The sequence below is a fragment of the Pantoea sp. X-Soil-YNGN-785 genome, assembly GCF_059730585.1.
The window spans coordinates 2367564-2382280 of sequence record NZ_AP035942.1; the positions used below are offsets into that span (position 1 = coordinate 2367564).

General features: G+C 56.7%; 9 protein-coding genes. 1 reads left to right on the plus strand and 8 read right to left on the minus strand.

The features are described 5' to 3' along the window. Window positions 1-421 precede the first annotated feature (421 nt). The 4 genes from efeB to putP form a co-directional block, all read right to left on the minus strand. On the minus strand, window positions 422-1699 hold the full coding sequence (gene efeB, locus AC6I8E_RS11085) for an iron uptake transporter deferrochelatase/peroxidase subunit (RefSeq protein ID WP_195857959.1): 1278 nt from the start codon (window positions 1697-1699) through the stop codon (window positions 422-424). Window positions 1700-1701: 2 nt separating this feature from the next. Beyond that, complete coding sequence (gene efeO, locus AC6I8E_RS11090; RefSeq protein ID WP_497823974.1) at window positions 1702-2814, minus strand: iron uptake system protein EfeO; 1113 nt, start codon at window positions 2812-2814, stop codon at window positions 1702-1704. A gap of 55 nt (window positions 2815-2869) precedes the next feature. Continuing rightward, window positions 2870-3694, minus strand: coding sequence for an iron uptake transporter permease EfeU (efeU, locus tag AC6I8E_RS11095; protein ID WP_033783356.1), 825 nt, complete (start codon window positions 3692-3694; stop codon window positions 2870-2872). Window positions 3695-3885: 191 nt separating this feature from the next. Next, on the minus strand, window positions 3886-5370 hold the full coding sequence (gene putP / locus AC6I8E_RS11100) for a sodium/proline symporter PutP (protein ID WP_095707017.1): 1485 nt from the start codon (window positions 5368-5370) through the stop codon (window positions 3886-3888). A 451-nt stretch (window positions 5371-5821) separates the two neighbouring features. On the opposite strand from putP, the gene putA reads away from it, so the two are divergent. Continuing rightward, on the plus strand, window positions 5822-9769 hold the full coding sequence (gene putA, locus AC6I8E_RS11105) for a trifunctional transcriptional regulator/proline dehydrogenase/L-glutamate gamma-semialdehyde dehydrogenase (RefSeq protein WP_497823975.1): 3948 nt from the start codon (window positions 5822-5824) through the stop codon (window positions 9767-9769). 1079 nt (window positions 9770-10848) lie between these two features. Here the strand turns inward: putA and AC6I8E_RS11110 are convergent. The 4 genes from AC6I8E_RS11110 to tcyJ form a co-directional block, all read right to left on the minus strand. Then, a complete protein-coding gene (locus tag AC6I8E_RS11110; RefSeq protein WP_497823976.1) occupies window positions 10849-11925 on the minus strand; it encodes an acyltransferase family protein in 1077 nt (358 codons plus the stop codon). A gap of 463 nt (window positions 11926-12388) precedes the next feature. Beyond that, the gene (gene tcyN / locus AC6I8E_RS11115) at window positions 12389-13141 is read right to left on the minus strand and encodes an L-cystine ABC transporter ATP-binding protein TcyN (RefSeq protein ID WP_497822513.1); all 753 of its coding nucleotides are present in this window, start codon (window positions 13139-13141) and stop codon (window positions 12389-12391) included. Further along, complete coding sequence (gene tcyL, locus AC6I8E_RS11120; RefSeq protein WP_013358251.1) at window positions 13138-13806, minus strand: cystine ABC transporter permease; 669 nt, start codon at window positions 13804-13806, stop codon at window positions 13138-13140. Before tcyL ends, tcyN begins: the two co-directional genes overlap by 4 nt. Further along, a complete protein-coding gene (tcyJ, locus tag AC6I8E_RS11125) occupies window positions 13806-14606 on the minus strand; it encodes a cystine ABC transporter substrate-binding protein (protein WP_013358252.1) in 801 nt (266 codons plus the stop codon). The genes tcyL and tcyJ overlap by 1 nt, the downstream gene beginning before the upstream one ends. Window positions 14607-14717: the final 111 nt, after the last annotated feature.

Consider the following 14717-nt stretch of genomic DNA (forward strand, 5'->3'; position numbering starts at 1 on the left):
CACCGGATAAAACAGGCTGTGCTAAGACAAAAGAAATGGTTGAAGGAAGGGAGAAATAACGAGGCAGAATTGTCCTCGCGGTCAGGCGCAATTTATTCAGTGACAGTAACGTTCCATAAAAGACTCGACCCATGCGCGAACTCCAGTGTGATACATCGACACATCCGATTACGCCTGTTGAATAAAGTGCATCATTTCGTTGGACTTTTGCAATAGTAATTTTACCTGCTGGCAAAGGAATTGCTAATCACACGTAACTATTTTTTTAAGAATAAATGTAAAATTCATATATTACAGTCACTTAGATTATTTTATATATATCAGGCAACGGCTTAATCTCAGCGAAAACTCAGTAAGCAAAGTGCTGAAACCGAAAAGGCAGGCGGTCAGGGATGAGCCGCCTGCGATGGTTAAAATTTAATCAGGACTCCAGCAACGGCTGCGCTAAATAATGGCTGGCGTCGGGGACACCGGGCAAAGCAAAAAAGTAACCGCCACCAAAAGGCCGGATATATTCTTCCAGCGCTTCACCGTTCAGACGCTGCTGCACGGTAAGAAACCCACGTTCCAGATCGTGCTGGTAGCAGACGAATAACAGCCCCATCTCCAGCTGGCCGGAGGCGGAGATACCCGCCGAGTAACTGTAGCCGCGTCGCAGCATCAGGCTGCTGGCCGTCTCAGGTGTGCGAGGGTTAGCAAGGCGGATATGCGCATCCAGTGCAATCACATCGCCGTCCGGATCTCGGGCGTAATCCGGCACGTCACGCTCATGCTTCATCCCCAGCGGCGCACCGCTCAGCTTCTCGCGGCCAAAAATGGTCTGCTGCTCACCCAGCGGCGTGCGGTCCCACATTTCCACGTGAAAGCGGATAAGCCGCACGGCCTGATAGCTGCCGTTGCGTGCCCAGACCGGTTCTTCCTGGTCCGCGGTCACCCAAAGCAGTTGATTCATCAGCGCAGAATCACGGGTATCCGGATTCGCCGTGCCATCTTTAAAGCCCAGCAGATTGATCGGCGTCTCCTGCCCCTGACTGCGTGCCGCGTGGTCGGAGATGAAACCTTCGCGCCGCCAGCGTACACCCAGCAGATCGGGCGTATGCTTGATGATGTCACGCAGGGCATGAATCACCGTATCCTGCGTGTTGGCACAGAGTTGTAACAGCAAATCGCCGTGACACTGGCTGGCATCCAGCGAATCATTGGGGAAGCGCGTCATCAGCTGCAGTTTTTTCGGCTTATGCGGCGCCAGACCAAAGCGTTCATCAAACAGCGAATGCCCGACCGACACAGTAATCGTCAGATTATCCGGCGCGATAGTCGCCCCCAGAATACCGGAGTCCATCGGAGGCAGTTGCGGATTGGTGACCGCAGGTGCCGGACCGCCCGCCGTGAGAAAAGCGATACGCTGGGTCAGCAGCTGAAACAGACGCTTCAGTTCAGCTTTATCGCTGCTGAGCAGATCAAACGCCACCAGCATCATTGATGCCTGCTGGGGCGTCGTGATACCCGCCTGATGCTGACCATAAAACGGCTGCGTCTGCTGTCGCGCCTGCGGCGTCACCGTACCCGGCGAAAAGCTGTCAGCGGCAGCGGTATGGAACGGACAGCCGCCGCCGATGGCCGCCGCGCCGCCCAGCAGACCCAGTCCTTTCAGTAAACGACGACGCGCAGGCTGCGCGTCATCTTCCTTACGACTCATGATTAATCCAGACCCAGAGTGCCACGAAGTAATGAAAGATCTTCCGCCAGGGCGGTGATCGGCCCTTTCAGCGCGTTACGGTCGGCGCTGGTCAGCTTCTCATAGGATTCGAAACCGGTTTGGGTGCGGTACTTGCTCAGGATCGCATCCACTTTTTTGAAGTTGGCGTCAACTTTGGCCAGCAGCTGCGGATTCGCTTTGCTCACCAGCGGTCGCAGCAGCTCAACGATTTTCTGTGCACCATCAATATTGGCCTGGAAATCCCACAGGTCGGTGCGGCTGTAGCGATCTTCTTCGCCGGAGATTTTGCTGGAAGCCACTTCTTCAATCAGACCGGCTGCGCCGCCGACGACTTTGGCTGGCGGGAAAGCCAGTTCGCTGATGCGCACCTGCAGATCTTTCACATCTTTATTCAGCTTATCCGCGTAGTCCGCCATGTCTTTGGTGCTGTTATCAGCAAACAGGGCTTTTTCCAGACGGTGGAAACCGGTGAACTTCGGATCAGCTGATTTCTTCTCGTAGTCATCTTCACGGGCATCGATACTGCCGTCGAGATCGGAGAACAGCTCAGCAATCGGCTCAATACGCTCGTAATACTGACGCGTTGGGGCAAACAGTGCTTTGGCTTTTTCCACATCACCCGCTTTAACGGCATCCGTGAACGCCTGGGTGTTGCTGACCAGCTGGTTCACCTGATCCGTCACATAAGCTTTATATTCGGTGATTGGACCTTCCAGCTGCATACGTGCGGAAGTGCTGTTTGTCGCTGCGCCCTCACCCTTTACAATCAGCTTGCCTTTTGGGTTGCTCAGCAGGCCACAGGTCATCTCATATTCGCCGGCTTCCAGATTGGCGGTCAGCTTCTGACTGAAGCCTGGCGCGATGTTTTCACGCTCTTCAACCACCAGCACCCCTTTCAGGATTTCCCACTCCAGCGCCTTCTGGCTGTTGTTTTTAATCAGAAACTGGGTCTTGCCAGCCTTGACCGTTAAGCTCATCGGCTCACACTGCTTGTCGTTGACGCTAACGGTAACCTGAGGAACCGCCGCAGCCGCGGAAGCAGAAATTGCCAGCAGAGGAAGCAGCAGTGCCTTGCGGCGGAAACGCATTGTCATCTCGATATTCCCTGTTAAGTTGCAGGCGCGACGGGCGCGCCAAAAAAATGTCTGATTACACCGTGGCCGACGCAGCAGGACGCGCAGGCATAAAGAACAGAATCAGCGCCGGGATCAGGTAGACGAAGTAAATCGTCACTTCACTAACGCTTGGCGTCTCCTGATAACCCAGAATGCCTTCCAGCAGCGTGCCGAAAAGCGAATGGGTCGATAAGGTATTGCTGAGATCGAAGGCCACATCCTGAAAGCGATTCCATAATCCCGCTTCGTGGAAGGCGCGAATCGCACCGGCTGCAAGGCCCGCCGCGACAAACAGGATGAAGACGCTGGTCCAGCGGAAGAAATGCGCCATGTTCAGACGGATACCGCCCCAGTAAAGCAGCATGCCCAGCACCACGGCGGTTGCCAGCCCCAGTACCGCGCCAATCGGTGGCGCATAACCGACATCCTGCGTAAACGCCGCCAGCAGGAAGAACACCGACTCCAGCCCTTCACGTGCCACGGCAAGAAACACCATCAGCACCAGCGCCAGACCGCCCCGCCCTGAACGTTGCAGCGCCTGATCCACCGCCTGCTCAAGCTCGACCCTGATGTTGCGGGCGACTTTACGCATCCAGAAAACCATTGATGTCAGGATTACCACCGCAATCACCGCCACAATGCCCTCAAACAGCTCCTGTTCTTTTTGCGGGAATTCACCGGTAGTGGCATTGATGAACAGGCCAAGGCCCAGACAGAGCGCAGCGGCGATAAACACGCCCGCCCACATCGCCGGAAACCATTGGGTGCGCTGGGTGCGCTTGAGATAGCTGGCTATCAGGCTGACTATCAGCGCGGCTTCGAGCCCTTCGCGCAGCATGATGAGAAAAGGAACAAACATCGCCAACCTCTTGAATGTTAAGCAGCGTCAATGAACAGTAAAATCAGGTAAAGTGTAAACGATACCGATTATCATTATCGCTGCGAAAAAAACAAGTTACCGGCGGAGATAATTTCATCTTTGGGTGATTTATCTTTGTAACAAAAAAAGCCCGCTCCTTACGGCGCGGGCTTTCATGACTAACGCTTCGCTTATTTGGTCTGGAACTCCGCTTCTGCGGCAGTAAATCGCTGCTGCGCTTCGGCTGACGGTTCACGACCCATCAGGCTGAAGACCACAATCGCGATGCTGGCGAAAATGAAGCCAGGGATGATTTCATACAGGCCCAGCCAGCCATACTGTTTCCATACCAGTACGGTGAGGGCACCGATGATCATCCCCGCCAGCGCACCGTTGCGGTTCATACGCTTCCAGCAGACGCCGAACAGTACCACCGGACCAAACGCCGCACCAAAGCCCGCCCAGGCGTAGCTTACCAGGCCCAGCACACGGTTTTCCGGGTTCGACGCCAGCGCAATCGCAATCAGCGCCACCAGCAGCACCATCAGACGCCCTACCCATACCAGCTCTTTCTGACTGGCATTTTTGCGCAGGAAGCCTTTATAGAGGTCTTCAGTCAGGGCGCTGGAGCAGACCAGCAGCTGACAGCTCAGTGTGGACATTACGGCAGCAAGAATCGCTGACAGCAGAATGCCGGCAATCCACGGGTTGAAGAGAATGCGTGCCAGCTCGATAAAGACGCGCTCAGCGTTGTCATTGACGCCGGTTGCCAGGGTCGGGTTGTTCTGGAAGTAGGCAATACCGAAGAAGCCGACTGCCACCGCGCCCGCCAGACAGAGCACCATCCACGCCATACCGATACGGCGTGCGGTGCGGATAGAGCGATGCGAATCTGCCGCCATAAAGCGCGCCAGAATATGGGGTTGCCCGAAGTAGCCCAGACCCCAGCCGAGCAGGGAGATGACCGCAACGAAGTTCAGCCCTTTGAGCATGTCGAGGTTTTCAAGGCTTTTCGCCTCAATCACCGTCAGCGAATCGGACCAGCCGCCTACTGCGATAATGACAAACACCGGCGTCAGGATCAGCGCAAAAATCATCAGGCTTGCCTGAACGGTATCGGTCCAGCTCACCGCCAGGAAACCGCCCACCAGCGTATAGAGGATGGTTGCCGCTGCACCCGCCCACAGAGCCGTCTGGTAATCCATACCAAAGGTGCTTTCAAACAGTCGCGCACCGGCCACAACGCCCGAGGCGCAGTAGATGGTGAAGAATACCAGAATCACAATAGCGGAGATGACGCGCAGAATTTTACTGTGGTCTTCAAAGCGGCTGGTAAAGAAGTCCGGCAGGGTCAGGGCATTATTGTGATGCTCGGTCTGAACACGCAGGCGACCGGCCACGATTTTCCAGTTCAGCCAGGCACCGATGGTCAGGCCAATCGCAATCCAGCTCTCAGAGATGCCGGAAATGAAGATGGCACCCGGTAAGCCCATCAGCAGCCAGCCGCTCATATCGGATGCACCGGCAGAGAGTGCCGTGACCACGCTACCCAGACTGCGGCCACCGAGGATGTAATCATCGAAGTTTTTGGTCGAGCGATAAGCCGCAAAACCGATTAATACCATCCCAAGAATATAAACCACAAAGGTCACCAGCATTGGTGTACTTACACTCATCTGTCTCTCCACTTATTATTTGATATCCCAGAGAAATCGCCAGCTACCCGCCTGCCGGAACGGGGCAAAGCGGGTCGATTTTCTTCGTCAGGGCGTCAGTCATTTCCCAGCGGCGCGGTATCCTGCCGGAAAGGCGTTCCGCGCACAATGGATTTAACACAGGCGTTACAGTGATTTCACTAACCGTTTGTGAAAACGTGCTGATAGGTTGCACTCGCTCACAGTTATCCGGTTGTACCTCTGTATAACCGGCCGTAAACCCGCTTTTTATCGGGCCTGCCGACCTGGCGAGGATCTTGCAGCAATATCCGTGCCGCATTGCGGGATTTAACAATTGCCGATGTAAGAAGGGTGTTAACTGGCTCACATTTAACACGGTTGCACAAAGTTGCAACTTAAGTGATAGTGCAGCCAACGCCGTATCGAACCACTATCAAGGAGCTCTGGAGTCATGGCTACAACCACCATGGGTGTGAAACTGGATGACGCAACACGTGAGCGCATCAAACTGGCTGCGCAGCGTATTGATCGCACGCCACACTGGCTGATTAAACAGGCCATCTTTAACTACCTGGGCCAGCTGGAGAGCGGCGATGCCGTGCCGGAGATCCCGCTTTCTGCCCAGGCGGCGGCCGAGTCTGACGACACCCAGCCAGAGGAGACGCACCAGCCGTTCCTTGACTTCGCAGAGCAGATTTTACCTCAGTCGGTGACGCGTTCAGCAGTGACCGCCGCCTGGCGTCGTCCTGAGACCGATGCAGTGCCAATGATGCTGGAGCAGGCGCGCTTACCGGCAGCGCTGGCAGAGAAAACCCATCAGCTGGCTTATCAGCTCGCCGACAAGCTTCGGCACCAGAAAGGTGCGACCGGACGCGCCGGTATGGTGCAAAGCCTGCTTCAGGAGTTCTCTCTTTCTTCACATGAAGGCGTGGCGCTGATGTGCCTTGCAGAGGCGCTGCTGCGTATTCCTGACAAGCCAACGCGCGATGCGCTCATCCGCGACAAGATTAGCAACGGCAACTGGCAATCGCATCTGGGCCGCAGCCCGTCGCTGTTTGTCAACGCCGCGACCTGGGGCCTGCTGTTTACCGGCCGTCTGGTCTCGACCCACAACGAGGCGAATCTTTCCAGCTCGCTCAACCGCATCATCGGTAAGGGCGGCGAGCCCCTGATCCGAAAAGGCGTGGATATGGCGATGCGTCTGATGGGTGAGCAGTTCGTCACCGGTGAAACCATTGCTGAAGCGCTGGCGAACGCCCGCAAGCTGGAAGAGAAAGGCTTCCGTTACTCTTACGATATGCTGGGCGAAGCGGCCCTGACCGCAGGCGATGCCAAAGCCTATCTGCTCTCTTATCAGCAGGCGATTCACGCCATCGGTAAAGCGTCGAATGGTCGTGGCATTTATGAAGGCCCGGGCATCTCCATCAAACTCTCAGCTCTGCATCCCCGCTACAGCCGCGCGCAGTATGAGCGGGTGATTGAAGAGCTCTACCCTATTCTGAAATCACTGACGCTACTGGCCCGCTCCTATGACATCGGCATCAACATCGACGCAGAGGAAGCTGACCGGCTGGAGCTGTCGCTGGATATGCTGGAGAAACTCTGTTTCGAGCCAGAGCTGGAAGGCTGGAACGGCATCGGCTTCGTGATTCAGGCTTATATGAAACGCTGTCCGTTTGTGATCGATGAGCTGATCGATCTGGCGCAACGCAGCCGCCGTCGTCTGATGATCCGTCTGGTGAAAGGCGCGTACTGGGACAGCGAAATCAAGCGCGCCCAGATGGAAGGTCTGGAAGGCTACCCGGTTTACACCCGTAAGGTTTACACTGATATCTCTTACCTGGCCTGCGCCCGCAAACTGCTTTCTGTTCCCAGCCTGATCTATCCGCAGTTTGCTACGCACAATGCCCACACCCTGGCCGCGATTTATCAGCTGGCAGGCAATAACTACTATCCGGGGCAGTATGAGTTCCAATGTCTGCACGGCATGGGTGAACCGCTGTATGAGCAGGTGGTCGGCAAAGTGGCGGACGGCAAGCTGAATCGCCCCTGCCGTATCTATGCGCCGGTCGGGACCCATGAAACCCTGCTGGCCTATCTGGTGCGTCGACTGCTGGAAAACGGAGCCAATACCTCGTTCGTAAACCGCATTGCCGATACCTCGCTGCCGATTGATGAGCTGGTAGCCGATCCGGTGACTGCCGTCGAGAAACTGGGGATCAGCGAAGGCGCCATTGGCCTGCCGCATCCGAAGATCCCCCTGCCGCGTGAGCTGTATGGCGAGAACCGCGTCAACTCAGCGGGTCTGGATATGGCTAACGAGCACCGTCTCGCCTCACTCTCCAGCGCCCTGCTGAGCAGCGCTGCACAGCCCTGCCTGGCCGAGCCGATGATCGACGGTGAAGCGGGTGCGGGTGAGTTGCGCGACATTCTGAACCCGGCTGCACCAAACGATCGTGTGGGTCAGGTACGTGAAGCCACAGAGCAGGAAGTCTCTGTGGCGATGGATGCCGCCGTGAACAGCGGACCGATCTGGTTTGCCACCCCACCACAGGAGCGTGCGGCGATTCTGGAACGCGCCGCACAGATTATGGAAGGCCAGATGCAGCAGCTGCTTGGCATCCTGGTGCGTGAAGCAGGCAAGACCTATAACAACGCCATCGCGGAAGTGCGCGAAGCGGTTGATTTCCTCTATTACTACGCCGGTATGGTGCGTGACGATTTCGACAACGAAACGCATCGTCCGCTGGGTCCGGTGGTCTGTATCAGCCCGTGGAACTTCCCGCTGGCGATCTTTACCGGCCAGATTGCGGCTGCACTGGCAGCAGGCAACAGCGTGCTGGCCAAACCGGCTGAGCAGACACCGCTGATTGCCGCACAGGCAGTTCAGATCCTGCTGGATGCGGGTGTACCGCCGGGCGTGCTGCAACTGCTGCCGGGTCAGGGTGAAACCGTGGGTGCGCAGCTGACGGGGGACAATCGGGTCCGTGGCGTGATGTTTACCGGCTCAACCGCAGTCGCCACCCTGCTGCAGCGGAATCTGGCCGGTCGTCTTGATCAACACGGTCGCCCGGTGCCGCTGATTGCGGAGACCGGCGGGATGAACGCGATGATCGTTGACTCCTCCGCGCTGACTGAGCAGGTGGTGATCGATATCGTCGCGTCGGCCTTCGACAGTGCCGGACAGCGCTGCTCTGCCCTGCGTCTGCTCTGCATTCAGGAAGATGTCGCCGACCATACGCTGAAGATGCTGCGCGGCGCGATGGCGGAGTGCCGCATGGGCAATCCGGAGCGCTTCTCTACCGACATCGGCCCGGTGATTGATGCCGAGGCAAAAGCCAATATCGATCGCCATATTCAGGCGATGCGTAACAAGGGCTTCACGGTTTACCAGGCGGTTCAGGATAACCCGCAGGACAGCAAAGAGTGGACCAGCGGCACCTTTGTCAAACCGACGCTGATTGAGCTGAATCAGGTCAGCGATCTGGACAAAGAGATTTTTGGACCGGTGCTGCATGTAGTGCGCTTCACCCGCAACAACCTGCCGAAGCTGGTTGAGCAGATCAACGCCTCCGGCTATGGCCTGACGCTGGGTGTGCATACCCGCATCGACGAGACCATCGCACAGGTTACGGCCAACGCCCGTGTCGGTAACCTCTACGTGAACCGCAACATGGTGGGCGCGGTGGTTGGCGTTCAGCCGTTTGGCGGCGAAGGCTTATCCGGAACCGGTCCGAAAGCGGGCGGTCCGCTCTATCTCTACCGCCTGCTGGCCAGTCGCCCGGATGGCGCGCTGCGTCTGACCTTTGATCGTCAGGATGCCGAGCGACCGGCAGACAGCACGCTGCGTCAGTCGCTGCTGGCACCGCATCAGGCGCTGAGCAACTGGGCGAAAGATAAGCCTGAACTGGCGCAACTCTGCCAGCACTATGGCGAGCTGGCCCAGGCGGGCGTGGTCCGTCTGCTGCCTGGCCCGACCGGCGAGCGCAACACCTTCTCGCTGCTGCCGCGCGATCTGGTGCTCTGTCTGGCGGACAATGAGCAGGATGCGTTGATCCAGCTGGCTGCGGTCACCAGCGTGGGCAGTAAAGCGCTGTGGCAGGATGATGAGCTGCATCGCGCGCTGCGGGCCTCGCTGCCTGATGCCGTGAAAGCGAGCATCACGCTGGCACGTGACCCGTTAGCGGCAGAGTTTGATGCGGTGATCTATCACGGCGATGCCGATCAGCTGCGTACGCTTTGTGAGCAGATCGCAGCGCGTGACGGCGCGATTGTTTCGGTGCAGGGCTTCGCCCGTGGCGAAACCAATCTTCTGCTTGAGCGTCTGCTGATTGAGCGCTCGCTGAGTGTGAATACCGCGGCGGCGGGTGGTAATGCGAGTCTGATGACCATTGGGTAATAAGCGTTCGCCGGAGAGTGTTCGCTGCGCGAACGGGCTGCTGCGGAGCTGAAGCTGGGGTGGTTCGCTGCGCGAACGGGCTCTGAGAGGGGTTTCGTTCGCCTGGCAGATGCATGCGCTAAAGCTGGGATTGTTCGCTGCGCGAACGGGCGCTGAGAGGGGTTTCGTTCGCCTGAGCAGTTGGGCAGTTTCAGTAACGCCTCTGCAGGCGACCGACAAGGGGCGCCAGTCGCCGCGCCCCTTGACCCCCGGCTCCGGCCTGCTTCACCGCCGCTTCGCGGTTCCTTCGCTTCTTCAGGATTTCTCACGGACCGGCAGGACGCGCCATCCCTGGCGCGAACCCGCCTCTTCGCGACATCCCTGTCGCTCGTCCTGAAATCCCTCATCCGCTCAGCGGTTCTGACGGCCTCCCTGACCCCTCGCTGTTATCTCTTCTTCTTGTGTTGGGTACTTTATCGCTGTGGTTTTTCAGGATTGCCTCTGGCTTCAGGCTCAGCAGTCAGAAAGGCCTTACACTCTATCCGTGGTAATCACGTCTTCTTCGGGCACTGAGATTGTAGCGGTAAGATTCCGTGATTAGCTTTTGCTTTGACTTTGGCTTTGGCTTTGGCTTTGGCTTTCAGTCCAGCAGACAACACGCCATCCGAAAAAACAAAGAAGGTATTACAGGCGGGGGTTTGGGAGAGGCATCCGTAGCGCTGAGGAACAACCGGAGGCCAGGATGAGCCGACAGGACGTCGGCGAAAGGACGGTTCGCGCCAGGGATGGCGCGTCCGGACGGTCCGCTGGCCGCAGGGCGTGACGAAGGCACCCCGCACAGCGGGGCGCGCAGGCTGCCGGACGCCGGGATTGTTAAGGGGCGGGCGTCCGCCCCTTGACACGTCCGCCTGCACAGGCAACCTGAAACTCCCCACCGCCTGGCGGGCGAGCCCCCCTCAGTGTTAGCCCGCTGCAAAGCGAAATTCGCCAACCGGCAGGGATTTTAGGAGGGGCACCCTGAAACTCCCCATCGCCTGGCGGGCGTAACCTTCTCAGAGCCCGCCCGCTGCACAGCGTCCTCTTCCCGCTGCAAGCGCCCCTCACCCGCCGCCAGGCACCCTCTTCATCAGCGTCGGAAACACAAACAGCGACTGCCCCACCCCGCGATTGGTCAGCGACCAGATCGCCACTGAGCAGAGCGAACAGAGCCCCACGATAGCCACCGGATAAAAGCAGGCCCACAGGAACGAAAACCACGCCTGCTCAAACAGATGATGCCGCTGCGCGAACAGAATGGCCGACATCCCAAAGAACTCGATGAAAATACGGTGGATGACGTAAATCTGCAGCGTATTGCGGCCGACCCAGTTGAGATAGCGCATGCTGAAATGCTGATTCAGCCAGCGGCAGGCGGCGATGCTGAACAACACCGCCAGCACACACAGGAACAGGCTCTTATCCAGACCGAATATCACATGAATCCCGGCGACTGCGGCCAGTAGCGCCCAGGGCATCAGGTTCTCCCGCCGCCATTCACTCAGGCGCAGCATCGTCTGGCTCCAGAACGCCCCTAACAGGAAGAACAGGAAATATTGCGCCAGGCTCTGAGGTCCCCAGAACGGGATCACTTTTTCAACCGCCAGATAATTCAGCAGAATCGCCACCGCCACCAGGGCCAGCTTATATTGACGGAAAATTTTGGCACAGAGGAAATAGAGTCCCAACCCATAGAGATACCACGAGGTACTCATGGCCATAAAGGTCAGCTTGAGAAATTCAAACAGCGAACCGGCATAGGCGGCATTCAGATTCTGCGAAATGCGCTGGCCGGTAATTTCAGTGGAGATGCCAATAATGGACCACCACTGAATAAACCCCCACAGAATATAGAGGTAAAAGAGATTGGTGATACGACTGGTAAAGACCTGTTTCCAGGGGCGGTTAATAATGCCATTGGTCGCCAGCAATCCCGACACAAAGAAAAAGGCGGGCATACGCAGCGGCGACAGGACCGTATTAAACTGTATCCATATTTCAGCGGGAATCCATCCGGCAGAAAGATATTTCATCGTCCCTTCAAAACCCGGTAACACCGTGTGGTACAGGACCACCAGCAATATGCAGGCGCCCTTCAGGGTATCTACCCATAATATCTGGTCTGACTTAGTCTGGCTCATTCAATGACTCCTGCTATGTAGGTCAGAATGCTGGAAAGTAAAAGCGAGGAAATCAGTATTGCTTTTATGATTATCCAGCGATTATTCGCCATTGAACCGATGATGGATGTAGCGAAACTCTTAAAAGCCGCCGGGTGGCCCTGACGCCACAGTTATTTACTCAGCAGAACCTTTCCTTACACTTATTAATCAGAATGCAAAAAGGCTAATTATCAGCGCCACAGCCACGCTAAAGGGTAATAATGTTTCATATTGCAGCAAATATAAATAAGAGAAAGCGGCATCAGGAAAAACCATTAAATATCCGATGAAAGGAAAAGATTTGTCAGATGTGGCAAAAGGTTTAACGGCTGAATAATAGGTTGTGATATTACGGCGCGCATTATGCTGACAGCCGCCCGTTATCGTTTAAAAGTGAGATTATTAAGGCGGTTAAAACTGCCTTCCAGGGAAGGCAGTGAGGTTACTGACTGAGGAACTTATCGAGAAACTGACGGGTACGCGGCTGCTGAGGATTACTGAACAACGCTTTTGCCTCGCCCTGCTCCACAATGCGTCCCTGATCCATAAAAATAGCGCGGTCAGCGACGTCGCGGGCAAAGCTCATCTCATGCGTGACGATGACCATAGTGCGCTTCTCTTCAGCCAGTGCGCGAATGGTGCTGAGCACCTCTCCTACCAGCTCCGGATCCAGCGCCGAGGTCGGTTCATCAAACAGGATCACTTCCGGCCGCATTGCCAGCGCACGCGCGATCGCCACGCGCTGCTGCTGTCCACCCGACAGACGACGCGGATAGCTCTCTTCCTTGCCGTGCAGCCCGACCTTCTCCAGCAGCGTGCGGGCGCGGGCTACCGCATCCGCTTTCGCTTCGCCCTTAACGATAACCGGCCCTTCAATGATGTTCTCCATCACTGAACGATGGGGAAACAGATTGAAGTTCTGGAAAACAAACCCGACCTGCTGACGCAGACGACGCACCTGCTCCTTTTGCTTACTCTGTGCCAGCGCCGCATCCACGGTAATCTCCCCGACGCGGATGGTGCCGCTATCCGGTACTTCGAGCAGGTTGATACTGCGCAGCAGCGTGGTTTTACCCGAGCCGCTGGGGCCGATAATCGCTACCACTTCACCAGCGGCCACATCAAGGTCGATATCGTGCAGCACCTTCTGGCCGTTAAAGGATTTCACCAGCTTTCTGACTTCGATGGCGCTCATTTCGACTCCGAATCCTGACGATTAACATGCTGTTCCAGCCGGTTCTGCAACGCAGACAACACCGTTGCCATCACCCAGTAAATCAGCGAGGCCGCCAGATACATGGTGAAGACTTCCAGCGTGCGCGAGGTGATTAGCTGCGCCTGGCGGAACAGTTCCGGCACCTGAATCGTCGCCGCCAGCGAGGTATCTTTCACCAGGCTGATAAAGCTGTTGCCCAGCGGAGGCAGCGCGGTGCGCGCAGCCTGCGGCAGGATCACCCGGCGCAGGGTCTGCCAGCGGGTCATACCGATACTCGCCGCCGCTTCCCACTGTCCACGCTCGATCGATGCAATTGCGCCACGCAGTGACTCAGAGGCATACGCGGCGGTGTTCAGGGAAAGGCCTATCATTGCCGACGGAATCGGATCCAGCTCAATGCCAAACTGCGGCAGGCCGTAGTAGATCATAAACAGCTGGGCGATCAGCGGGGTGCCACGGAAAATCGAGACATAAATCCGCGCCAGCCAGCGAACCGGCCAGAAGCGCGACAGACGCATCAGCGCCAGAATAAAGCCCAGCAGCAGTCCGAAGAACATGCCGCCGATGCTGAGCTGCAGCGTAAACAGCGCGCCTTTTAATAAAAAAGGTGCTGAATCCAGCACCAGTTGAAGACTTTCCTGCATTATTTCGTCACGTCCGCGCCAAACCATTTCTGAGACAGCTTGCTCAGCGAGCCATCTTTCTGCATATCAGCAATGGCCTGATCGATCGCTTTCAGCAGATCGTCGTTGCCTTTACGCACCGCAACACCCGATTCCTGACGGGAGAAGGCATCACCCGCAACTGCCATGGTATCGCCGGTTTTCTTGACCAGATCCAGCGCAGCCAGACGGTCAACCAGAATGGCATTCAGACGGCCAGAGCGCAGATCCTGATATTTTGTCGGGTCATCATCATAAGTACGGATGTCCACGCCCTTCACGTTCTCACGCAGCCACTGCTCGTAGTTGGTGCCGAGACCCACGCCCACTTTCTTGCCCGCCAGATCGGCCGGTTTAGTGATGGTGCCCGCGTTGGCTTTCATCGTCAGCGCCTGAATGCCGGAAACCGTGTATGGCGTAGAGAAATCATACTTCTTCTTACGCTCATCAGAGATGGTGACCTGGTTGATCACCACATCGATGCGCTTCGCGTCGAGTGAGGCCAGCATGCCATCCCATTTGGTCGGTTTCAGGCTTGCCTTAACACCCATGTGCTGCGCCAGCTGTTCTGCGAATTCCACTTCAAAGCCGGTCAGCTTGCCCTTTTCATCCTGGAAGCTGAATGGCGGATAGGTGCCTTCCAGACCCACCAGCAGCGTGCCGCGCTCTTTAATTTTGTTCAGCAGGTTTTCGGCTGCAAAGGTTTTAACGTTGACGCCTGCAATCAGCGCCACGGCCATGACGCCCATCACCATCTGACGACCTGCACGAGAAAAGGACATATTCACCCCATTATTGACAGTATTGTGTGTGTGTTCTTATAAGGGCAGCACCGCGTGTTGCTGCCAGTCCAGAATGATAACGCACGGAGTATAAACTGTTTTATTCGCTTG

Bases quoted from the DNA above. Each gene is read 5' to 3' on its own strand.
- efeB (WP_195857959.1), bottom strand. From the start codon at position 1,699: ATGAGTCGTAAGGAAGATGACGCGCAGCCTGCGCGTCGTCGTTTACTG.
- tcyJ (WP_013358252.1), bottom strand. From the start codon at position 14,606: ATGTCCTTTTCTCGTGCAGGTCGTCAGATGGTGATGGGCGTCATGGCC.
- tcyN (WP_497822513.1), bottom strand. From the start codon at position 13,141: ATGAGCGCCATCGAAGTCAGAAAGCTGGTGAAATCCTTTAACGGCCAG.
- putP (WP_095707017.1), bottom strand. From the start codon at position 5,370: ATGAGTGTAAGTACACCAATGCTGGTGACCTTTGTGGTTTATATTCTT.
- AC6I8E_RS11110 (WP_497823976.1), bottom strand. From the start codon at position 11,925: ATGAGCCAGACTAAGTCAGACCAGATATTATGGGTAGATACCCTGAAG.
- efeU (WP_033783356.1), bottom strand. From the start codon at position 3,694: ATGTTTGTTCCTTTTCTCATCATGCTGCGCGAAGGGCTCGAAGCCGCG.
- efeO (WP_497823974.1), bottom strand. From the start codon at position 2,814: ATGACAATGCGTTTCCGCCGCAAGGCACTGCTGCTTCCTCTGCTGGCA.
- tcyL (WP_013358251.1), bottom strand. From the start codon at position 13,806: ATGCAGGAAAGTCTTCAACTGGTGCTGGATTCAGCACCTTTTTTATTA.
- putA (WP_497823975.1), top strand. From the start codon at position 5,822: ATGGCTACAACCACCATGGGTGTGAAACTGGATGACGCAACACGTGAG.